The 20,984-nt window shown below is 44.2% G+C and carries 21 protein-coding genes and 1 pseudogene; 15 read left to right on the forward strand and 7 right to left on the reverse strand.

Annotation, left to right across the window (positions count from 1 at the left end; all coding sequences use genetic code 11):
- Window positions 1–98 precede the first annotated feature (98 nt).
- From IEY18_RS01730 to IEY18_RS01750, 5 genes are all read left to right on the forward strand, one after another.
- On the forward strand, window positions 99–791 hold the full coding sequence (locus IEY18_RS01730; protein ID WP_188917201.1) for a 5'-methylthioadenosine/adenosylhomocysteine nucleosidase: 693 nt from the start codon (window positions 99–101) through the stop codon (window positions 789–791).
- Window positions 792–803: 12 nt separating this feature from the next.
- Window positions 804–1,787, forward strand: a complete 984-nt coding sequence (locus IEY18_RS01735; RefSeq protein WP_229779691.1) for a cobalamin biosynthesis protein CobD/CbiB — start codon at window positions 804–806, stop codon at window positions 1,785–1,787.
- A gap of 150 nt (window positions 1,788–1,937) precedes the next feature.
- Complete coding sequence (locus IEY18_RS01740) at window positions 1,938–2,315, forward strand: DUF2721 domain-containing protein (RefSeq protein WP_188917872.1); 378 nt, start codon at window positions 1,938–1,940, stop codon at window positions 2,313–2,315.
- Window positions 2,315–2,944, forward strand: a complete 630-nt coding sequence (locus IEY18_RS01745; RefSeq protein WP_188917202.1) for a trimeric intracellular cation channel family protein — start codon at window positions 2,315–2,317, stop codon at window positions 2,942–2,944. The genes IEY18_RS01740 and IEY18_RS01745 overlap by 1 nt, the downstream gene beginning before the upstream one ends.
- Before the next feature lie 90 nt (window positions 2,945–3,034).
- On the forward strand, window positions 3,035–3,484 hold the full coding sequence (locus tag IEY18_RS01750) for a nuclear transport factor 2 family protein (protein ID WP_188917873.1): 450 nt from the start codon (window positions 3,035–3,037) through the stop codon (window positions 3,482–3,484).
- A 31-nt stretch (window positions 3,485–3,515) separates the two neighbouring features.
- Here IEY18_RS01750 and IEY18_RS01755 read toward each other — a convergent pair whose 3' ends face one another.
- The gene (locus IEY18_RS01755; RefSeq protein ID WP_188917203.1) at window positions 3,516–3,971 is read right to left on the reverse strand and encodes a RidA family protein; all 456 of its coding nucleotides are present in this window, start codon (window positions 3,969–3,971) and stop codon (window positions 3,516–3,518) included.
- A 401-nt stretch (window positions 3,972–4,372) separates the two neighbouring features.
- Here IEY18_RS01755 and IEY18_RS01760 point away from each other — a divergent pair, with 401 nt between their 5' ends.
- A complete protein-coding gene (locus tag IEY18_RS01760) occupies window positions 4,373–5,401 on the forward strand; it encodes a GGDEF domain-containing protein (protein ID WP_188917204.1) in 1,029 nt (342 codons plus the stop codon).
- A gap of 102 nt (window positions 5,402–5,503) precedes the next feature.
- Here IEY18_RS01760 and tyrS read toward each other — a convergent pair whose 3' ends face one another.
- A complete protein-coding gene (gene tyrS, locus IEY18_RS01765; RefSeq protein WP_188917205.1) occupies window positions 5,504–6,700 on the reverse strand; it encodes a tyrosine--tRNA ligase in 1,197 nt (398 codons plus the stop codon).
- A gap of 123 nt (window positions 6,701–6,823) precedes the next feature.
- On the opposite strand from tyrS, the gene IEY18_RS01770 reads away from it, so the two are divergent.
- The 4 genes from IEY18_RS01770 (at window position 6,824) to IEY18_RS01785 (ending at window position 10,307) form a co-directional block, all read left to right on the forward strand.
- Window positions 6,824–8,215, forward strand: a complete 1,392-nt coding sequence (locus IEY18_RS01770) for a peptidoglycan DD-metalloendopeptidase family protein (protein WP_188917207.1) — start codon at window positions 6,824–6,826, stop codon at window positions 8,213–8,215.
- A gap of 16 nt (window positions 8,216–8,231) precedes the next feature.
- A complete protein-coding gene (locus IEY18_RS01775) occupies window positions 8,232–9,353 on the forward strand; it encodes an anhydro-N-acetylmuramic acid kinase (RefSeq protein WP_188917209.1) in 1,122 nt (373 codons plus the stop codon).
- A 110-nt stretch (window positions 9,354–9,463) separates the two neighbouring features.
- Window positions 9,464–9,844 carry a DUF2750 domain-containing protein gene (locus IEY18_RS01780; RefSeq protein WP_188917211.1) on the forward strand — a complete coding sequence of 127 codons (381 nt, stop codon included), beginning with the start codon at window positions 9,464–9,466 and terminating at the stop codon, window positions 9,842–9,844.
- Window positions 9,845–9,881: 37 nt separating this feature from the next.
- A complete protein-coding gene (locus IEY18_RS01785) occupies window positions 9,882–10,307 on the forward strand; it encodes a hypothetical protein (RefSeq protein ID WP_188917213.1) in 426 nt (141 codons plus the stop codon).
- A gap of 303 nt (window positions 10,308–10,610) precedes the next feature.
- On the opposite strand, the gene erpA is transcribed toward IEY18_RS01785, so the two are convergent.
- A complete protein-coding gene (erpA, locus tag IEY18_RS01790) occupies window positions 10,611–10,961 on the reverse strand; it encodes an iron-sulfur cluster insertion protein ErpA (RefSeq protein ID WP_188917215.1) in 351 nt (116 codons plus the stop codon).
- A complete protein-coding gene (locus IEY18_RS01795; protein WP_188917217.1) occupies window positions 10,954–11,757 on the reverse strand; it encodes a DUF6776 family protein in 804 nt (267 codons plus the stop codon). The genes erpA and IEY18_RS01795 overlap by 8 nt, the downstream gene beginning before the upstream one ends.
- Window positions 11,758–12,184: 427 nt before the next feature.
- On the opposite strand from IEY18_RS01795, the pseudogene IEY18_RS17490 reads away from it, so the two are divergent.
- The 3 genes and pseudogenes from IEY18_RS17490 to hemL form a co-directional block, all read left to right on the forward strand.
- Window positions 12,185–13,087: pseudogene (locus IEY18_RS17490) on the forward strand (chloride channel protein); the annotation flags it as partial.
- A 553-nt stretch (window positions 13,088–13,640) separates the two neighbouring features.
- Window positions 13,641–13,826: a hypothetical protein gene (locus IEY18_RS01805; protein ID WP_188917219.1), complete on the forward strand. Its 186-nt coding sequence runs from the start codon at window positions 13,641–13,643 to the stop codon at window positions 13,824–13,826.
- Between the two features lie 41 nt (window positions 13,827–13,867).
- Window positions 13,868–15,154, forward strand: a complete 1,287-nt coding sequence (gene hemL / locus IEY18_RS01810) for a glutamate-1-semialdehyde 2,1-aminomutase (protein ID WP_188917220.1) — start codon at window positions 13,868–13,870, stop codon at window positions 15,152–15,154.
- A gap of 87 nt (window positions 15,155–15,241) precedes the next feature.
- Here the strand turns inward: hemL and IEY18_RS01815 are convergent, their stop codons facing one another.
- From IEY18_RS01815 to IEY18_RS01825, 3 genes are all read right to left on the reverse strand, one after another.
- Window positions 15,242–15,439: a hypothetical protein gene (locus IEY18_RS01815; RefSeq protein ID WP_188917221.1), complete on the reverse strand. Its 198-nt coding sequence runs from the start codon at window positions 15,437–15,439 to the stop codon at window positions 15,242–15,244.
- A 548-nt stretch (window positions 15,440–15,987) separates the two neighbouring features.
- Entirely contained in the window at window positions 15,988–17,172 is a 1,185-nt protein-coding gene (locus tag IEY18_RS01820; RefSeq protein ID WP_188917222.1) for a general secretion pathway protein GspB, read from the reverse strand.
- Window positions 17,173–19,068 (reverse strand): ExeA family protein, encoded by a 1,896-nt coding sequence (locus IEY18_RS01825; protein WP_188917223.1) that lies wholly within the window; start codon window positions 19,066–19,068, stop codon window positions 17,173–17,175.
- 191 nt (window positions 19,069–19,259) lie between these two features.
- Here IEY18_RS01825 and IEY18_RS01830 point away from each other — a divergent pair, with 191 nt between their 5' ends.
- Together IEY18_RS01830 and IEY18_RS01835 are read left to right on the forward strand one after the other, a co-directional pair.
- Window positions 19,260–20,504, forward strand: a complete 1,245-nt coding sequence (locus IEY18_RS01830) for a multifunctional CCA addition/repair protein (protein WP_188917224.1) — start codon at window positions 19,260–19,262, stop codon at window positions 20,502–20,504.
- Between the two features lie 191 nt (window positions 20,505–20,695).
- A complete protein-coding gene (locus IEY18_RS01835) occupies window positions 20,696–20,962 on the forward strand; it encodes an Lpp/OprI family alanine-zipper lipoprotein (RefSeq protein ID WP_188917225.1) in 267 nt (88 codons plus the stop codon).
- Window positions 20,963–20,984: the final 22 nt, after the last annotated feature.

Here is a 20,984-nt window from a genome sequence, read left to right on the forward strand (position 1 = left end):
TCGATGAGTTAAGTCACGCAACCAATTCAGCTTATGGTATATTATGCGCCATATTCTATAGACACAAATCTACGCTTGTTGCGATTAAAGGTTGATAAATGAAAATTGGTATTATCGGTGCAATGGAGCCAGAAGTAGCTCACCTCATTGAAGCAATGTCTGCTGCAAAATCAGAAACAGTTGCTGGTATTGAATTCGTTAGTGGTGAACTTGCTGGCAAGCAAGTTATTGTGACACGCTCTGGTATCGGCAAAGTTGCTGCAAGCATCGCAACGACTTTACTGATTGAAAAATTCGCGCCAGATGCTGTGATTAATACTGGCTCCGCCGGAGGCTTTGTCCGTGATTTAACCATCGGTGATATCGTCATTTCATCAGAAGTACGCCATCATGATGTCGATTGCACAGCATTTGGCTACGAAATCGGACAAATGGCTCAACAACCCGCAGCATTTACACCTGCGCCACACCTCGTCGCAGCGGCAAAAAAGGCTGTAGCAGAAGTGGCTCAAGTCAAAGCGATTGAAGGGCTCATTTGTACTGGAGATAGCTTTATTTGTGATCCAGAAAGAACTAAAGTTATGGTCGCCAACTTCCCAACCATAGCCGCTTGTGAAATGGAGGCTGCAGCAATTGCGCAAGCATGTCATCAGTTTGAAATGCCTTTTGTGGTGATTCGCTCTCTATCAGACAACGCAAACGATGACTCCGCGGTTGATTTTGATGCTTATCTAGTCAAGGCTGGTCACCATAGCGCGTTGATGGTCATCGCTCTATTGAAGCAACTTTAGGTTGTCGTGATTATGGTGCAATTTTTTGAAGAATTAATTCGCCAAGATGGTCAGCTTTTCGGCCATTTTTTGGTACTGCTTTCTGCGGTGATTCTTTCACGAATAGCGCCATTACCTCGTAACCTCCAACCCATAATTTGGCTTGGTCAGCTCGCGAAGGAGTTGGCCGTGAAAGTCAATCACACCGAGCGTTCTTCAATCCAGCAAATGACCGCTGGCGTTATGGCGGCAATCTTATTAGTTATCCCTTTTTGGATTATTTGCGCGTTCTTAATGCAGCTGGCAGCCTACCCTTGGTTCTTCGACTTTTTGGTCTTATATTTATGCCTCAGTGACGCATGCTTCAAACAGATTGCCCAAGAAATACGCCTTGCATTAAATAGCGATGATAAAGCACGGGCCAAAAAACTGTTACAACCTTGGGTTGCACAAGATACCCAGTCTTTATCTGAAGTCGGTATTTGTAAAACAACTATTGAAAAGCTTGCCAATAGCCATGTATATGGAGTGGTGGCAACCATATTCTACTTCGCCGTAGCCGGCGCACCCTTGGTGCTCGCTGTCAGAATGGTCAAACAAATTGAAATGGCTTGGCCTATCGCCGATCCACGATTTAAAAACTTTGGTATTGCCATCGCAAAGCTCAATACAATTTTGCAAATACTACCGAATTTTTTGTGGGCCTTTACGCTAACCATTCTCACCGGCCCCTTAGGTTATAAAGCACTCATTCAAACAACGAATGTTCCAACGCCATTCCCACTAGAACATCTCATACAAAGAATCACAGGGATAGCGATTAATATTGAGCTTGGAGGGCCAAGAAAGTATCTAGCTCAGCGCGTCGCTTTACCTTATGCCAATAAAGGGCGCCAGCCAGTCGCTCAAGACATCGGAAATGCGATTAGTTATACATCTAAAGGCTTTGGGATCTGGTTAGGGCTCCTGATCACTCTGCCTCTCCTCTGGTCGATGCTACGCTACGTTCAGGTATGAATCTGACTTTTAAACAAAGTGGATCACTGAATTCACCCGCACCAAGTGCGCGCAAAAAAACATCAACCAGACAGCGCAAATGTAATAAATTTACGATATAATCTGGTCAAACTATCGAATTTATTACTTGAGAACGTACCCTTGTTAGAAATGTTACACGTATCCTTAACTACCCCGGCTTTATTATTTCCCGCAATATCGCTGCTTCTACTTGCATATACCAATCGGTTTTTCTCACTTGCAGCATTGATCCGCAACTTGAGCAAAGCAGAAACCAGTGTCCATACCGATCAAATTAAAAACCTTAAAAAGCGAATTAAATTAATCCGTCGCATGCAAGAAGGCGGCGTTTCAAGTTTTGCGATGTGTGTGCTTTGCATGATTTTAATCTATTTAGGGCAAAACCAAGCTGGCTCGGTGGTCTTCGGTTTGAGTCTATTGCTGCTCTTGTATTCATTAATCCTTTCTGTTGCTGAAATTCGCATTTCAGTTGATGCGCTTAACATTCACTTGGAAGAGATGAGTTAATGCCAGAGTGGATCTACTTTTTTGATCTTTGCGGCACTGCCGTGTTTGCGCTATCAGGTGCGCTAGCAGCAGGGCGCCATAAAATGGATCCATTTGGCGTGATCGTTTTAGCGTCGGTCACCGCTGTTGGCGGTGGCAGTATTCGAGACACACTGATGGGCGCCACCCCAGTTTTTTGGATTAACGATCCCACCTACATTATTGTGATTCTTTCGACCGTTCTCCTTACCATTTTACTGGTACGCAAGCCTAAACGTGTCCCACAAAAAGTTCTCCCAATTGCCGATGCGTTAGGATTAGCGCTCTTTACAATTATCGGAGCAGAAAAAGCATTATCTATGGGGCTCAGCGGTATGAGTGCAGTCATCATGGGACTCATCACCGGCGTTGGTGGTGGTATTATTCGAGATATTCTTTGTCGTCAGGTGCCAATGGTATTACGCACTGAAATCTATGCAACGGCTTCGATAGCCGGAGGAATTGGCTATACCTGTAGCTTAAGCTTTGGAATGGCAGATTTATCTGCAATGTTTCTTGCAATGAGCACGGCATTTGCCATACGCTTGGCTGCAATTACTTGGCATCTATCACTGCCCGCTTTTGATTTACGCAGCCAAAAGCCAAAGTAAACCGTCGCAAAACCACGCACTTGTATAACTGCCTTGAGATATACCGTGAGAATTATTGTCTATTTATTCTTTGCTAGCCTATTTACCCTTATGAGCCTCAACCAGCTTGTTTTTGCTTCGGCGGCTGATATGCCTAAAGAGCAGCAATTAGCAAACGAATATATGAAAATACTCACCAGTCGAGACTATGAAAAGCTTAAGCGTTACTACTCTAGAAGCAGCTTGCTATATGATCAGACCGCAAATAAAAAATTCACAGGTCAACGCCATATACTCGCCTTTTTAAAGCGTGCGCAAAAAGGCGTGATTGAATACAACTTTAACATTGAGCATATGTTCAATACAGGTAGCTTAGTGGTTATGATCGGCAACTATCACTACCAAGGGCCCGGTGATCAATTTGGCAAACCCGGTAAAATTGTTAAGATTGCAATTCCCGGAGTCACCACACTGAAGCTAGATATGAACACTCGACGAGTTCGCCAACATACAGATTTGATAGACTATCAAACGATGACCGATCAACTGGCTGAACAATAAGCGCATTTACTTGTGAAGAAAGCAGGCGTTGCTAATTCAACGCCGCGATGCACTCCACCTCGACTTTCGCATTTAGGGCGAGTTTGGACACCGCCATTGCGCTGCGCGCCGGAAAATGGCCAGGTTCAAAATAGCTTGCGTACGCTTTGTTAAAAGCTGGCCATTCAGACATATCCGTTAAAAAAACCGTACACTTCAACAAATCATCCATATCGAGCTGGTGCTTTTTCAGTGACACCTGAATATTATCCATTGTTTGATGGGTTTCAGGTGTAATACCACCTTCGGCTAGCCGACCTTTTGAGGTTAAACCGATGCTACCAGAAAGGTATAATACTCCAGCATAGGAAACAGCTTCAGAGAAGGGTAAATTTGGGTGTGAATCTGACGGAAAATAATGATGCTCTTCCGCATGAACATTGGCAGCGCCAAAAGCCAGCGCTAGTGAAGCAAAAAGCATGCTTAAAAATGTGGAACAATTCTGCATAGATAGACTTCCATGTTAGGTATCATAAAACATAGGGGAACAAAGTTTTTTTGCTGTTGCAAATTAACGTAGCTAAACCTGAAACTCAATCGAACACGATCATCGCCAACCATTAAACTCACTTCTGCCTGCCAATTCTTGTTTACACCTGCAACTGGAGCAGCACTTGATGACAGCACTTCAACGATACCTTGAAGCCCTTTAAGAATTGAATATCTGCAAGTGATAAAACATAAGACGAAAATATTTTCTCTGTAAATGCTCACAGGATAAAACGTACGAATACGGGCAAAATCGGTAAAGCTTGGGGAAAGGGATATCCAAGATGTGCTTTAGCTCTCAGAACTCCAGCCGGTAAAAATTTAGTGTAGTCTTAAGAGTGCAGTGCCAAGGGAGTCTATGTGAATTTTGGAAATACTCCACGTCAGATTGAGAATGAACGCAAAAGGATATTGATTTATACCTTTGTCATCTTTGGCAGCACTTTTCTTTCCACATTTGCCGTCACTTCATTCCTCGCAGAACGCTATCAGTTAGGCTTCATTTTGAGTTTCTTTTTTGTCATCGCGCTTATCGCTGCCAAAGCAACCAAAAAAGCCCGGCACGTTCAGCCCATCGCAATCAGCCTTTCCTCTTTGCTGTTGTTACTCTCTATTTACCTACTACTCGGTGGTGGAGCAGAAGGAACAGGGGCTTACTGGACGTATTCAGTCTCAATTTTCATGGTGCTCATGGTGGGCCCTCATATCGGCAGTATCTTTATGGCGCTGTATATGGTGGCCAATTTTATGCTGCTATTTGGCAACTTTGAATTTATCTACCCATATACGGATGTCGAATCCAAACGAATCGTTATCTCTTCGTTTTCCCTTGGCGGACTTATTCTCATGAGTGAATGGGTTCGAGTTCACTCCTACGGCGCAATCTCCAAGGCATCAGAAGATCATCGCCAACTCGCCAATACCGACCCATTAACGGGTCTACAAAACCGCTTAGGAACCAAAAGCCTTATCGAAGCAAAAGAAACTTGCAATGCGGCTATTGTCGCCCTCTTAGATATTGATCATTTTAAAACAGTAAACGATGCTCATGGTCACGATGCCGGCGATATCGTGTTAAAAAAACTAGCGAATTTACTAAAGAAACATACGAAAGGTGGAGACATTACCGCGCGCTGGGGAGGAGAAGAGTTTCTGTTAGTTTTATACGATACTAACCTTTGCTCAGCAGAGCGCCTAGTTCAAAAAATCAATCATGAGTTTGCTCAATATAGATTTACATTTAACCACCAAGAACAAACCGCAAGTTTTAGCGCAGGTCTTGCCACAATGGAAGATAGCAAGCAATTTGAATCCGCCGTTTCTATTGCCGATAAGTGTCTTTATAAAGCCAAAAATAATGGCCGAAATAAAGTGGTATCAACACTTTAAAACATGCTTGAGTCAAGACGTCTGAACACGACTAAACGACATCAAAATGAAAAAGGCTTACTCTGTGAGTAAGCCTTTTAAAACCGACGTTCTTGTAGAGTGTTATACCAAAGTAATTTTGGCAAACTTACGTTTACCCACTTGGAATACAGCGGTTAAACCCGCGTTCATCACCTGTTTAGTATCTTCCACTTTTACGCCATCAATTTTAGCTGCGCCTTGCTTAATCATTCGCATGGCATCAGAAGTTGATGCGACTAAACCGGCTTGTTTCAAAACATTTGCAATTGCAAGTCCATCACCGACTTCGATATCCATTTCTTGAATATTCGTTGGCACCGCACCTTTTTGGAACCGATTAATAAACTCTTGATGAGCGGCTTCAGCTGCGGCTTGATCATGGAATCGAGCAATAATTTCTTTTGCTAAAGCAATTTTCACGTCGCGGGGATTGGTTCCAGCTGCGACATCAGCTTTAAATTGCTCAATTTCAGCCAATGGACGGAAAGACAGTAGCTCAAAGTAACGCCACATTAAATCGTCAGAAATCGACATGATTTTGCCAAACATTTCACCCGCAGGTTCACTCACACCGATATAGTTATTAGCAGACTTAGACATCTTCTTCACACCGTCTAAGCCTTCGAGTAACGGCATCATGATTACGGTTTGTGGTTTCTGCCCTTCTGTTTTTTGCAGTTCACGGCCCATTAACAGATTGAATTTTTGATCCGTACCACCTAGCTCAACGTCCGACTCAAGTGCAACCGAATCATACCCCTGAAGCAGTGGATACATAAATTCATGGATTGCAATGGACTGACCTGAAGCGTAACGCTTTTTAAAGTCATCGCGTTCCATCATGCGTGCAACCGTTTGTTGTGATGCAAGACGGATCATGCCAGCAGCACCTAACGGCTCAAGCCAGCTAGAGTTAAACTCAATTCGAGTTTTCGCAGGGTCTAAAATCTTGTAAACCTGCTCTTTATACGTTTCGGCGTTTGCTGCCACTTGCTCAAGCGTCAGTGGTGGTCGTGTACTATTTTTGCCACTTGGGTCACCGACCATACCGGTAAAGTCGCCAATCAAGAAAATGACTTCGTGACCGAGCTCCTGAAAAGTACGCATTTTATTTAGGATGACGGTATGACCTAAATGAATATCTGGTGCGGTAGGATCAGCACCTAACTTAATACGTAAAGGACGCCCTTCTTTCAGTTTCTCAACTAGATCAGATTCAAGTAAAATCTCATCTGTACCACGTTTAATTTCAGCTAATGCTTGATCTAAATCAGCCATCTCGGCAACAACTCCTGAGCGCCATACAAAATAAAGAGAACTATGGTACTTGTTAGCCACCACAATTGAAAGTGTGTACACTAAGGGGATAACAAAGACGTAGAGAATTTGGTATCGAGGTCAATGAGAAAGGTCATTACTTTATTTAAATTGCTGCCAAAAAAGCATCAACTATTAGTTAGTATTTTATTTGCTGCCACCTTCATAGTTATTTGCATTCCATCAGATGACAGCCAAGCATCCAATCAAGCACCACAAGTATCTGACAATAAAGAGTTAAATACTCGTTACTCTGTCCCCCTTGCATTTAGAACACCCGAGGCACCTTCTCGGCAACTCGATGAGCCCGAGGCCAGTCAACGGAAAAGCAAAAGTGAGAATATTTCAAGCCAGCCAAGCCCTGTCGCACAAAAGACAAAGCCATCTCGTTACATTGCAGATGTTGAGCGCTTTGAAGTTAAAAAAGGCGATACGCTCGCCGCTTTATTTGATCGCGCAGGCTTAAGTCCTCGAGATGTATATGAAATCACGTTGTTGCCTCATGCCAAAAAAAATCTGCTTAAAATTATGCCCGGCGAGTCTTTAAGTATTAGTAAAGACAACCTAGGTGACCTAGCTAAAGTCGAATATGAAGTCAATGAAATAACCACCTTACATATTGAGAAAGACGCCGAGGGTTACCGAGAGCATCTGTCCCATAAGAAAGTCGAAAAACGAAACCAATTTGCAAGCGCGACCATTTCTAGCAACTTCTGGAATGCTGGGGTTGCCGCAAAGCTGACTCCCAATCAAATCATGCAACTCGCAACCATTTTCGGTTGGGATATTGATTTTGCACTGGATTTGCGTGAAGGCGATAGTTTTGCACTGATATTTGAAGAAGAATATGCCGATGGCGAGTTCTTACGAAATGGCAATATTTTAGCAGCAGAGTTTACGAATCAAGGCGATAGGTATACAGCGGTTCGCTATACCGACGGCCAATATTATTCCGATTCTGGCCGCAGTATGCGGAAAGCTTTCCTTCGCTCACCGGTTGATTTTAAATATGTCAGTTCTAACTTTAATCCTCGGCGTTTACACCCCGTCACGGGTCGAGTAAAAGCACATCGAGGAGTGGACTACGTCGCAGCGGTTGGCACCCCCATTAAAGCCGCCGGTAAAGGCAGAGTCATCAAATCTGCTTACAATAAGTACAATGGTAACTATGTATTTATTAAGCATAATGACACTTACACCACCAAATACTTACACTTAACCAAGCGTAAAGTAAAAGCAGGGCAATCAGTAAAGCAGGGGCAAATTATTGGTACGCTTGGCCGTACAGGTCGAGTAACCGGCGCGCATTTACACTATGAATTTATTGTCAATGGTGTTCACCGCAACCCAAGAACTATCAAGCTGCCAAAAGCTCAAGCGATTGCTCGTAAAGAAAAATCAAAATTCCTAGCTATCAGTAAAGCTATCATGGCTAAGCTTGAACATAACAAGCAAGTCCAGCTCGCAATGCAATAAAAGGACAAAATTAGTTATGAAAACAGCGTATTATATTGGTCTAATGTCAGGTACAAGCATGGATGGAATCGATGCTGTATTGGTTGACTTTGCGGGCGACCAACCCCAACTTGTCGCGAGCCACACCCAAGTTATTCCAACACATTTATTCAAAGGGCTACAACGTTTGTGTGAGCCGGGTAGCGATGAAATTAACCGCCTAGGCCGTCTAGATCGCAGCGTCGGGCAGCTATTTGGCGCGGCCGTCAATGAGCTACTCGCGAAAGCAAATATTGATAAGAGCCAAGTTATCGCCATTGGCAGTCACGGCCAAACCGTACGCCATATGCCAAGCCTCGAAATTGGTTTTACACTACAAATCGGCGACCCCAATACCATCGCAGTTGCAACAGGTATTGACGTCATTGCTGACTTTAGACGCAAAGATATTGCGCTCGGTGGACAAGGGGCACCTCTCGTTCCCGCCTTTCATCAACAACTGTTTGCAACACCAGAGCAGCACCGGATGATTTTAAACATTGGCGGTATCGCCAATGTAACGTATTTACCGGCAGAGGACAGCAATAACCAATCACAGGTTGTTGGTTTTGATACTGGACCAGGGAACACCCTTCTGGATGCTTGGTGCCAACAAGTCAAAGGCGAACCTTATGACGACAATGGCGCATGGGCCAAAGAAGGCACAACCGACGCAACGTTATTGCAACAGCTAAAGGCACATCCCTATTTTGCTCTGGGCTACCCCAAAAGCACAGGCAAAGAGCTATTTAGCCAAAACTGGATCGAGCAGCAACTCGCGGCTTATGGGCAACTCGATGAAGGCGATATTCAATCCACATTACTCGATCTCACATGCCAAACCATTGCAAGTGACATTATGAAGCTCTCCGCCCACGGGGAACTCTTTGTTTGTGGCGGTGGTGCTTATAATGCAGAAATGATGAAGCGGATAGCTCAGTTACTTCCAGGTTATCGAACAACCACGACCCGTGAACTTGGTGTATCGCCAAAATGGGTTGAGGCCATCGCTTTTGCTTGGCTTGCTATGCGCTATGAGCACAGCTTACCTGCCAACCTCCCCGCTGTTACCGGAGCCTCTAGAGAAGCAATACTCGGGGCGCGTTTTTGCGCAGCTTAAAACGAGCCCATTAATTTATGGTGCAGTATACAAGCTTCTCGATAGAGCTATGGTAAACTGCGCCATCAATGCCATTAGGCATATCCAGTGAATTTAAAGAGATCAACACCATGAGCAATCAAGCAAAGAAACTTGCTGACATCAAATCTATGACACCAGAAGCCCGCTATGACTACTTTGTTGAGCAAGTAAAACAACACAAAGTATTATGGAGTCTTCAGGATTCTGAAGGATGCGTCATGCTAACCACGGAAGAAGAAGACTGCATTCCACTGTGGCCATCAGAGGAAACTGCAAAAATGTGGGCAGTAGACGACTGGAAAACTTGCGAGCCGTTCGCCATTCCTCTGGAAGAATGGCAAAGCCGCTGGGTTTCAGGCATGGAAGATGATGATCTCTTCGTCGCTGTTTTACCCATGCAAGATGATCTTGGTGTTGTTGTTCCTCCATTTGAAGTCAATGAAAGATTGACACCAAAGACCAAGCATTAAACCAATACGCTTCAATATTGTATAGGGACCGATAGACATGACCGCCGTCTCGGATGACAAAACGCAAAGTAGACTACCACCAAAGCGTTTAATCGTGCTGCTGGTACTTTATGTCGCCGCATCAATTAGTGGCTTAATGGCAAATCAAGGCGTTTTATTTTGTGCTTTCACCTTACTGATGGTTCTTGCACTGATTGGTAAACAAAAAGCCGGTTTGATGATGCTTCGAGGCTATACGATTGTGCAGTTGGTACTCGTGTGTTGCTTACCCATTATTTTGCAAATGCCGGAGAATGTGCAAACGGGTCCCTCCCGATTTAATCTGGCAGGGTTGCAGCTCGACCTACCCGACTATGTCGTCTTTGCCACTCTCATTGCGATATGCGCTATACAAGTATGGGTCGCTTTCGATAAAAAAGTGAAAGCCTATTTCAAGCCTAAAATGAGCTTTAGCATCATTTAATATAAAAGCTTGCACAGCAGCATATTCAAATAGATGGTGGAATGTAAGTATTTCAAAGGAATTACTTCACAGAATCCCTAGCGGAATGATGACGTCGATACGATTACCAATTAGATCTGTTGTGAGGAGAACTTTGAATAATGCGACAACAATACTCCAGCATCGGTAAATAGTCACCAAGCGAAGCTTGTGATAGCTTCAGAATATACGGCATGGCTAGAGATATATGAAACACTAGCGACTTGAACATCGCCCATTAAAAAAGCCGTCACATGACGGCTTTTTTTGTCTCAACGCTTAATACTAAACGGAGAAGCTTGCGCCACAACCACAGGTTGTGGTGGCATTTGGGTTTTTCACAAAAAATCGAGAACCTTCTAGACCCGAAGTGTAATCAACTTCACCACCCATCAAGTACTGCAAGCTCATTGGATCAACAACAAGCGCCACACCTTGCTTTTCAATAGTAAAATCGCCTTCATTTACTTTTTCATCAAAAGTAAAGCCATACTGGAACCCTGAGCAGCCACCGCCAGTGACGTACACTCTGAGCTTTAATGCATCATTTTGCTCTTCATCAAGCAGAGTCTTAACCTTTGTTGCAGCCGCATCAGTGAATTGGATCGGCATTGCTGCATCAGCTTGTTCAGTCATTACTACCTCGTGCGTTCATTGACTGATCGGGATTATCTATTACTTGACTATTTTGTTCAAGTAATACCCGCTGCTCTTTTTCAACTTCAAGTAGATCAGAGACCTTAAATACTTGCTCAGCTTGAGCTGCTTTCGCCCAACGGCTCTTTGGCACATTCACTTTGACCTTCACTTGAGTCAAGCTAAACCCTTCTGGTAATTCAAATTTTGATTCAAACACCTGATAATAGCGGAAGTTAAATTTTAGCTTTTCATCCGTCAAACTACTCATCGCTATCGATTGCGGCTTACCATCAAGCGTACCATGCAAAGTGACTGCAACTTTTCCTTTCAAGTACCCTTTACGCTTTTTCAATTGAGTCAGGACTAACTTAATATGATAAGAATCAGGTAGAAGGCCCGCAGACATCTCTAAACCATGAATCGCAACACCTTGAGCATTGTGTTCTGGCGCCATAATACTACGATAAAAAGCAAGCTCGCGCTCAAGCTCGACCTGTTGTTGATGTTGTTGGGCAAACATCGACTTCATATCTTTGTTAGACTGTTTAGCAACGGAGAGTGCTAGGTTTTTGCTAGCAAGCGCTTGAGATTGGGTGGAGAGTTCTTTTTGTAATCGCTCGATATGTCGATTGGTAATTTTTTCGCGGGTATCGCCATCGCTAAACCAAACGTTATAGCAAAGTGCCCCTAATAACCAAGAGACAAAGACCAACATCACTAAATAGAGACTCGATGGGCGAATATTGCGCTCGATCACTTGCAGCCGAGCCCACCACGGATAATAATTTGACATTAAGTAACAGCCTCTTAAACAGAAAATAGGTAATATACCCAATCGTCTAGAGGATGCAAATTCACCCAGCAGATTATGCGCAGATACTCTACGTATATCTCATTGATACGATTTTTAAGCAGCGTAACTGCCTACATTGATAAATATTAAAAGCAAACTCAAAAATTACTTTAGCTGCGACTTAAGAGACCAGTTATCACAGGCCCAGACAAGCGTCCAACTTTGTTTGTTAGCTTTGCTTTTTGCGATTGTCGCATCCAGCGTCATTCTAGTATTTAAACTGCTTCTGCAGTGGGCTGAAACCTTTACTCACACCCAAGATATGGACTTCCATGGTGTTATGGAAGGCTGGCGCGCTTTGATCCCGTTACTCGGTGCCTTTCTCATTTGGCTGGTCGCCAAAATCAGTTCCAAAAAATATCGCAGGATGGGCATCGCCTATGTGCTTCACCGCATTAAGTTGCACTATGGAAAAATCCCACTCGGTTCCGCCCCAAGTCAGTTTTTCCAAGCGCTATTTGCTTTAGGTACCAACTTTTCCGTAGGCCGTGAAGGACCAGCAATTCATCTGGGTGCCGTCAGTGCCAGCGTCATGGCCGAAAAATTTAACTTACCGGACAACAGCGTCAGAATTATGAGTGCCAGCGGTATCGCAGCGGGGATTGCAGCTACTTTTAACGCCCCATTAGCAGCGGTTATTTTTGTTTTTGAAGTAGTACTGCGTGAATACAAAGTCCACTATTTCTTTCCCATTATGCTATCGGCCATTTGTGGAGCGATGTCGAGCCAACTAGTATTCGGTAATATTCATGAGCTCGATAACATCCAGGTTATTGCAATTCCACTAGAGCATTATCCAGTACTGGCAATTGGCGGCCTATTTATCGGATGCATTGCAGCGGCATTTAATCGAAGTTTACTCAGTGTTACCGCTGCCACCCAAAACAAGCCCCTACATCAACGCCTTTTACTCGCTGGACTCATCACCACGGCCATTGGCTTTGTCCTGCCACAGGCGCTAGGTACCGGTGAGCTTGCTATCGCAGAGTGCATTAGTGACGAACCCGCTCTTGGTTTACTATGCGCTATTTTGATTGCAAAAATTATCGCTACGGTTGCTGCACTAGGACTTGGGATCCCCGGAGGTATCATCGGCCCACTCTATGGTATTGGTGCGCTTGTCGGTGCTATTTTGGCTTTAGTCAGCGCCATGTATTTCCCTTCCCTTACCCCTTATATCGGCCTGTATGCCATTATCGGCATGACTGCAATGATGGGGACTTGTCTCACCGCGCCGCTAGCGGCACTCGTTGCTTTATTGGAGCTGACCCATGATGCAGCGATGATTATGCCAGCGATGTTTGTTACGATCCCTGCCTTCTTATTGGCGTACCAAGGACTCAACACTCGATCGGTATTCTTTAAGCAACTTGAAATTATGGGGCTTGGTTACAAAGTTCCCCCAGTGAATCAAGGCCTACAGAAAGTGGGGGTTCGCGCCCTCATGAATAAGCAGTTCGTGTTGGTTAAAAATGACCCCGACTTACAATTAGAGGTGTTAAAGCGTGCTGATGGGCGTCCTGTACTTGTTCGCAAAGAAAATAATCTTATCGCTCGCTTGCAGCTGAATATGAGCCAAGGGGAGGAATCTTCTTTGTCACGCGTCGACATTCATGGTCTGCCTGATACCGCAACGCTCAATGAAGTTTATCAAGAGCTTGCCCCTCGGCGTTCCGGTGAAGTGTTTATTTATCAAGGCGAAAAAGACAATGTTGTTGGCGTCATTAGCTGGGCAAAGCTTTTCCAAGAAATCCGTTCAGGTCAAATATAGCGCACTCAATAGTCACAAATCTCTTGTCCGTTCGACAAGTCATCAGTAAGTGATGCGTATTAGATCACATTTACAGCTCGATAGTGATGGATTTGCAGCAAAAGTTAAGTCGCAATTAAGCAAGAACAAGGTAAGATACCAGCAGCCAAAATTGACCCAAGCTGACGTAAACTCTGCTTGGTGGCAAGTCACCTTGCATTGTTCGATGAGTGCAGTGACTTGCCAAATATTCACATGATTCTCGCAAAGATTGCGATGCATAAACTTTAAGGATCCAACATGACCCGTTCCGAAACTCTTTTTGAGCAGGCTAAGAAAACCATTCCAGGCGGCGTAAACTCGCCAGTACGTGCTTTTAACGGTGTAGGCGGCTCACCACGCTTTATCGAAAAGGCGGATGGTGCATTTATTTATGATGCAGATGGTCAAGCTTACATTGATTATGTGGGTTCATGGGGTCCAATGATTTTAGGACATAACCATCCAAAAATCCGCGAAGCAGTTCATCAAGCTGTCGACAATGGCTTGTCCTTTGGAGCACCAACCGCTCTTGAAGTTGAAATGGCTGAAAAAGTAATTGAAATGGTGCCATCAATGGAGCAAGTTCGTATGGTGAGCTCCGGCACCGAAGCAACAATGAGTGCGATTCGCCTTGCCCGTGGATTCACAAGCAGAGACAAAATCCTCAAGTTTGAAGGTTGCTACCATGGCCATGCGGATTGCTTACTTGTCAAAGCAGGTTCAGGGGCACTAACACTTGGGCAACCAAGTTCTCCAGGGATCCCAGAAGACTTTGCAAAACACACGTTAACTGCCGTCTATAACGATTTAGATTCAGTAAAAACAATGTTTGAGCAATATCCTGAAGAAATCTCGTGCATCATTCTTGAGCCTGTCGCAGGCAATATGAACTGTATTCCTCCAGTTGCAGGCTTCTTGGAAGGACTGCGCGCCTTATGTGATCAATATGGCGCACTCCTAATCATTGATGAAGTGATGACTGGCTTCCGCGTATCAAAAAGCGGTGCCCAAGGCTATTACGGTATCACTCCTGACTTGACCACACTCGGCAAAGTCATTGGTGGTGGCATGCCGGTTGGCGCTTTTGGCGGTAAGAAAGAAGTGATGCAGTACATCGCACCGACAGGCCCAGTTTATCAAGCAGGCACACTATCTGGTAACCCAATAGCCATGACCGCAGGTCTTGCGCAAATGGAAGCCCTATGTGAAGAAGGCCTTTATGAAGCACTTGCCGCTAAAACGAAAACCATTGCCGAAGGCTTAAAGGCTGCAGCTGATAAGCATGGCATACCTATGGCGATTAATTATGTCGGTGGCATGTTTGGCTTCTTCTTTACTGAAGAACAAAACATCACCCGTTTTGAGCAGGTCACCCGTTGCAACATGGATCAGTTCCGAGCCTTCTATCACGGGATGCTTGAGCAAGGTGTATATTTAGCACCGAGTGCTTATGAAGCAGGCTTCTTATCCATGGCTCATACCGATGAAGATATTGAAAAAACACTACTAGCTGCAGACAAAGTTTTAGCCGGAATGAAGGCGTAGTTTAGCGAAGAAAAATCAAACTACATCTCAACAAAAAAGGGACGCAATCTGCGTCCCTTTTTTGTTGAATATTTTTTGCAATTCAGCTTAAAAGCCTGGGTCTTTTTTCGCCGACAATCCTGAACGCAAAATAACTAACGCAACGATCGTTTGCCCTAAAATAGTTAAGTGTTCAGTGATGATTTCAGGGTGCTCAATAATGCCTAATATATAGAGATCTTTTGCACAAATTGCTAACCAAACCGTAGAAATCAACAACAGAATACTTCGAGTAAAAAAGTTCATTACCGCCCTCCCTTGATACTAGATAAAGTGGTTCATACCGTATTTAGGGACAATATATTGATTTTGATCGGCAGGGTCAATATTTTGACTGTGACAATTTTGCGTCAAAGTAACATTAATACTTTTTAATTACGGCTACTTTTTGCACAATTATTTTGTAAAAGAGTAGCTTAGAAGATGCAAAAAAATAGCACTAATCATGATAATTTTTTTTCATTTATTTGTCTCATTCTGTGTTTCTCCCATTTCCGCAAAAAAGTGAATCTGAGTTCCACACAAAATGGACAAACTGCTCCGATGAGCGGACCTGATTTGCTGAGTCTATTGCAAGGCAAACCACGATCTGTCTGACAGAAAAAAAACGTAAACCTAAGCGGCAAAATAAACGGTATTAAGTAAGGTTTTATCGTCGACAATATTACAGCCAATGACAGTAAAGAAATTTGCGAAAATGGACGCCAACATCGTCAACTCTATGGTTAGACTCTGCGGCGCTTTAAGATACTGATGAGCTATAGAAAACGAGTCAAAGCTCATCAGCTTAGTCTTTATATTGCAGGTACTTTGAACTCTGTCCCTTGAATATCGAGTACAACATCTCGAGGGCGAATTTCAATAATTCGTAATTTCCCACCGATGAGATCCCCTTGTTGAAGCTCTATGCCATCCACGTTCAACCAACGCTTCTCTGGAGCTCCTGCATATACATGAGCAAAGATATTAAATTCTGGCACTTGCGACTGTAATGTCGCAGGCAGTTGTCCATATTTAGGAATCGTCTCTGTAGTATCAGATTGTGGAATTGGGTTTAACTGAGGCGCCGTCAATTCTTGATTCACTGACGATTCAACTTCGACCTCTTTTAAAGCTGCCTCAAAAGCAGCCACCAAGTTATTGTTTTGTTCAGGTGTTAATCTAGGAGTTTGAGCTTGGCTCGAATTCTGAGTTGCTGGCTGGCTCAAATCTGGCTGATTAACATGCTTTTGTCTCACTTCAGCAAAATCGGCTGCACCTGGCTGTTGGTTTAATCCAACGACATTCGCAGCCCTTTCGACTTCAAGGCGGAGTGACGCTAACTCTTGTTGCCCACGGGCATTTGCATTCGCCCCCAAAATAATGGGCTCACGTTCACCCATTGACTCCCGACTCGGCTGACTCGATTCATTCAAAGCCCCCCCATTACGCTTCTCTGCCATTACAGCAACTGAAACATCTTTCGAGTTCTGCGCCTGATGGTCTCCTCGACGCTGCCCAGCTTCGGCTTGTGGCTGTCGGTACGTGGGCAGAGGCCGCGCTTTCGCCTCGGGAAGGGCAACTTTCGCTGCCAATCGTATTTCTTGATCAGCTCTGATTGGCGAAATTTGCTGAGCCGAAATCGTTGCAATTTTCGGCGCCAATGCTTGCTCTTGACTCTGTTGCGAGTAATTCTGCCCCAATACAGCTTGAGTAGGCTCATGGATCTGCTGCTGGTTCTGGGGGTGCAACTGACTTTGCCCGCCAGCAACAATTGATTCCATTTGTCCTACGCGAGTCAAAGGTTGCGGCCATTGTGTACTAAGTAACCAAGACAAACCAAAACCTAAACCTACCGAAATACATACACTCACAATGCCTTTCAACGGAATGCTCTTTTTATGTTTGCCTGTCTGAGGGCGTGGTGTGAGTGCAGGATCAAAGTTACCTGCACTATTTTGCTGTTTATTACGCACTACCGCATCAAGTAATATCGACATTTAGAGACGCTCACTCTGTTGCAATCTTGGACCATCAAGACTTAGAAATAGATTCAATTTGATCAGGGTATTGCGGCCTGCAATCCCGTCAGGCTTCAAGCCTTGCGTTCTTTGAAAAGCTTTCAACCGCTGCTCTAACTGCGCATCTAAGCGATTCACCAATCGAGGCGATTTATTATCGAGTCTGGCAAGGCTGTTTTCTAACCATTGGATCTGTCCTGAGCTTGAACTGCGACTAATTTCTTGGGGTAACCCTTCTGGACGTTGCCAAAAAATCTCATAAGTCCCCGAGAAGTGCTCTGTAAACCATTCTCGACTAACCCACAATTGCTGTTCTGCCAACTGTAAAAGCATTTGGCTCCCTTCAATGCGCACCACTGTGCCATAAAAGCTATGCAAACTATCATCCACAAGATAAACCACTGCAGGGTAATTAAGCTGACTCATAGACAACCAGTTACCCTGTTGCTGATAACAAGATAACCCTTGCTCTTTGGCGGCTTGGCAAGCCGTGAGACCATGTATAGGTGTCTTTTGCCACACCCCAAATAATGCAGCGTAAGCCAACTCTATATCGCGGCTTTGTGCTATCGCGTTAGCTAAAGCACTTTGCTTATTAGTATAAGGTTGCGGATGTTGCTGAACCACCGACATTGTAGCTTCGCGAATATTGGGGTCAGCAGCCTGCGCGCGTGCCACCCCATGACTTAATTCTTCCTGAGCAATTGCTTGTTGCTGCATTGGAATCGAGGCTTGCTGATACTGGTTTAATGAAGCGGCCGCCAACGGCACCTCTTCAGATCGCTGGCTAGCTATTAATGCTTTAGGACTAACGTTTATCGGTTGTTGACCTTGCGAGAAAGGCTGCGGGTCCATAGTGTAGCGTTTTTCACGGTCGAGCGACGTTGCTGCACCTTGAACCGCAATATTCTTCAATGGTTGAATAGGTTGTTGAACTTGACTGCTAGGCTGCGCAGCTTGAATACGCACAGGTACACTTTCAGGACTAAACAGCAGCAATCCAACGGCAAAGGAAACCGCAAAACCACAGCCTGATGCTGCAGGCCAAAACCATCTTTGCTGTGGCGCATCCAACCCTAAAACCTCAGATGCAGCGCTTTGAATAATTTTTCGGTCTATCGGTAATTTTGACTGTCCATACCCAGCCATCAGCGCCCGCTCACAAAGCAAGTTGATCAAACGCGGGATCCCGCCGGTTTGCTTGTGTAACGCTTTTATTGCGCCACTATTGAATAAAGGCTCATAACGACCAGCAACTTGTAGTCGATGCTGAACATATAATCCGACCTCTTCCTCATTCAATGGCAATAAATGATACCGCGCAGTAATTCGTTGCGCCAACTGCCTTAACTCTTGACGCTTTAATAGCTGTTGTAATTCAGGCTGGCCAATAAGAATCACTTGCAGGAGTTTTTTGGTATCGGTCTCTAAGTTGGTTAACAGTCGTAATTGCTCCAATACCTCAGCTCGCAAATGCTGGGCTTCATCAATGATCATGACCGTGTTACGACCGTTTTCATGGTTCTTAAGCAAGTACTGGCTAATTAAATCGGTCAACTGCTTTAACGTAGGCGACTCGGCATATTGGATACCCAATTCATCACACAATGTTGCGAGTAGCTCTAATTCTGTCAGAGAAGGATTTAGAATAAATGCGGTATCTGTATGTTCAGGTAACTGGTTCAATAAAGTTCTAGATACTGTCGTTTTACCGGTGCCAACTTCCCCCGTCAGCAAAACAAAGCCGCCCGTTTCACCAAGCCCATAAGTCAAATGAGTGAGTGCCTCTCGGTGACGATCACTTAAAAACAAATAGTGGGGATTGGGTGCAATTGAAAATGGGTTATCACTGAGCCCGTAGAAAGCCTTATACATACGGTAAAACATCCTATTGTAAAACTACACGCTCAAAGTAAAGCCAAGGCCACGGCTTGTCAAAATATTCACTCAAATTCATTTCGAAAGTTCACAATTGCTAGCTGATGGGCCTATATCATCAAAATTATGCTAGTCTAGCCGCTATCTTAAACCCAAGATTTATTCGGAAAAAATAAGCTAATATCGCCATGGAAATTTATCTTGTCGGCGGCGCAGTCCGAGACCAGCTTTTAAAGCAAACCGTAAAAGACAAAGATTATGTAGTTGTCGGTGCAAGTGTTGAACAAATGCTTAGCCAAGGGTTTCGTCAAGTGGGTAAAGACTTCCCTGTTTTTTTGCACCCCAAAACCCAACACGAATACGCTTTAGCGCGCACCGAACGTAAAACCGGTAGCGGCTATGGCGGCTTTAGCGTATACGCAAAAGACGACGTTACCTTAGCGCAAGATTTATTGCGTCGGGATCTAACCATTAATGCCATGGCACAAGATGCGCGGGGTAAAATTATAGATCCCCATGGTGGCCAGCGAGATATACAGCAAAAACAACTTCGGCACGTATCAGATGCCTTTGCAGAAGATCCACTCCGAGTATTAAGAGTGGCGCGCTTTGCAGCAAGATTTCATCATTTAGGCTTCTCCATAGCACCAGAAACATTGCTGCTGATGAAACAAATTAGTCAAAGCGGTGAACTCTCTGCATTAACTCCTGAGCGCATTTGGTTGGAAATAGACAAAACACTTGCAGCTGACAATCCTCAAGTATTTTTCGATGTATTACGCCAAGTTGATGCGTTAAAAGAATTACTCCCAGAAATTGATAACTTATTTGGAGTCCCGCAGCCCGAAAAGTGGCACCCAGAAATTGACTCTGGCATCCATACATTGATGGTTTTACAACAATCGGCCCGCATCACCCAAAATAAAGCCATTCGATTCGGCGCGCTAGTGCATGATCTTGGAAAGGCTTTAAGCCCTCCAGAGCATTGGCCGAAACACCATGGCCACGGGCAAAAGGGTCTTGGGGTCATTAAACAGCTTTGTCAGCGGTTGCGAATACCAAACGACTTTCGCGACTTAGCACTATTGGGCAGTGATCAGCACCAAAATGTTCATAACGCATTTACGTTAAAAGCGAACACAATCATTAACATTTTTGATAAAGCAGATTTTTGGCGCAAACCAGAACGCGTGCAACAACTGTTGCTCATATGCGAGGCTGACTCTAAAGGTCGCACAGGATTTGAAGAGACATCTTACCCTCAAGCAGATTACCTTCAACAATGTTTTAACGCTGCGAGCCAAGTTGACATAAAAGCCATCCTAAATGCAGGATTCAAAGGTGCAGAGATAAGAAAGCAGCTCACTTTAGCTCGAATAAATGAAGTAGAACGAATCAAGCAAAGCTATGATATCCCCAAAGCTAGCAATTAATAAAAAATAACCCAATTTATGCTGCATTATTAAGCAGTTTGCTTGCAATTAAATAGATTTTCGCTATGGTAATCAAGTGCTGCGCCTAAATGCGTAGCAAATTAAAATAGCTATGACATAATGAAGTCGTCGCGGCAGTGATTCACTGTTTGACTAATAAATAAATCCAACCTATTTAAAGGGATTTCTCCATGAACAAAAAAGTACTAATGATTGCTGGCGTAGCAATGACTGCCCTACTAGGTGGTTGCGCAAACACAACTGCTCTAGAAGAAAGCGTAGCTAACCTAGGCAACAAAGTTGACCAACTTTCTTCTGAAGTAAGCATGCTTAAAGGCCAACACGGCACTATGTCTGCTGACATCAAAGATGCGAAAGCTGCAGCTATGGACGCTCAAGCTGAAGCACAACGTGCAAACGCTCGTCTTGATAACGTTGCTTCTTCTTACAAGAAGTAATGATAAATTAACCTTCCTCAGC

The organism is Shewanella gelidii, from assembly GCF_014647855.1.
Lineage (GTDB): Bacteria > Pseudomonadota > Gammaproteobacteria > Enterobacterales > Shewanellaceae > Shewanella > Shewanella gelidii.

What these genes read in the sequence shown, in the direction of transcription:
- IEY18_RS01755 (WP_188917203.1), bottom strand. Translation starts at nt 3,971, where the DNA reads ATGCAGAATTGTTCCACATTTTTAAGCATGCTTTTTGCTTCACTAGCG.
- IEY18_RS01735 (WP_229779691.1), top strand. Translation starts at nt 804, where the DNA reads ATGGTGCAATTTTTTGAAGAATTAATTCGCCAAGATGGTCAGCTTTTC.
- tyrS (WP_188917205.1), bottom strand. Translation starts at nt 6,700, where the DNA reads ATGGCTGATTTAGATCAAGCATTAGCTGAAATTAAACGTGGTACAGAT.
- IEY18_RS01740 (WP_188917872.1), top strand. Translation starts at nt 1,938, where the DNA reads ATGTTACACGTATCCTTAACTACCCCGGCTTTATTATTTCCCGCAATA.
- IEY18_RS01820 (WP_188917222.1), bottom strand. Translation starts at nt 17,172, where the DNA reads ATGTCGATATTACTTGATGCGGTAGTGCGTAATAAACAGCAAAATAGT.
- IEY18_RS01775 (WP_188917209.1), top strand. Translation starts at nt 8,232, where the DNA reads ATGAAAACAGCGTATTATATTGGTCTAATGTCAGGTACAAGCATGGAT.
- hemL (WP_188917220.1), top strand. Translation starts at nt 13,868, where the DNA reads ATGACCCGTTCCGAAACTCTTTTTGAGCAGGCTAAGAAAACCATTCCA.
- IEY18_RS01750 (WP_188917873.1), top strand. Translation starts at nt 3,035, where the DNA reads ATGAGCCTCAACCAGCTTGTTTTTGCTTCGGCGGCTGATATGCCTAAA.
- IEY18_RS01730 (WP_188917201.1), top strand. Translation starts at nt 99, where the DNA reads ATGAAAATTGGTATTATCGGTGCAATGGAGCCAGAAGTAGCTCACCTC.
- erpA (WP_188917215.1), bottom strand. Translation starts at nt 10,961, where the DNA reads ATGACTGAACAAGCTGATGCAGCAATGCCGATCCAATTCACTGATGCG.
- IEY18_RS01825 (WP_188917223.1), bottom strand. Translation starts at nt 19,068, where the DNA reads ATGTATAAGGCTTTCTACGGGCTCAGTGATAACCCATTTTCAATTGCA.
- IEY18_RS01830 (WP_188917224.1), top strand. Translation starts at nt 19,260, where the DNA reads ATGGAAATTTATCTTGTCGGCGGCGCAGTCCGAGACCAGCTTTTAAAG.
- IEY18_RS01805 (WP_188917219.1), top strand. Translation starts at nt 13,641, where the DNA reads ATGCGTATTAGATCACATTTACAGCTCGATAGTGATGGATTTGCAGCA.
- IEY18_RS01835 (WP_188917225.1), top strand. Translation starts at nt 20,696, where the DNA reads ATGAACAAAAAAGTACTAATGATTGCTGGCGTAGCAATGACTGCCCTA.
- IEY18_RS01795 (WP_188917217.1), bottom strand. Translation starts at nt 11,757, where the DNA reads ATGTCAAATTATTATCCGTGGTGGGCTCGGCTGCAAGTGATCGAGCGC.
- IEY18_RS01815 (WP_188917221.1), bottom strand. Translation starts at nt 15,439, where the DNA reads ATGAACTTTTTTACTCGAAGTATTCTGTTGTTGATTTCTACGGTTTGG.
- IEY18_RS01745 (WP_188917202.1), top strand. Translation starts at nt 2,315, where the DNA reads ATGCCAGAGTGGATCTACTTTTTTGATCTTTGCGGCACTGCCGTGTTT.
- IEY18_RS01785 (WP_188917213.1), top strand. Translation starts at nt 9,882, where the DNA reads ATGACCGCCGTCTCGGATGACAAAACGCAAAGTAGACTACCACCAAAG.
- IEY18_RS01770 (WP_188917207.1), top strand. Translation starts at nt 6,824, where the DNA reads ATGAGAAAGGTCATTACTTTATTTAAATTGCTGCCAAAAAAGCATCAA.
- IEY18_RS01780 (WP_188917211.1), top strand. Translation starts at nt 9,464, where the DNA reads ATGAGCAATCAAGCAAAGAAACTTGCTGACATCAAATCTATGACACCA.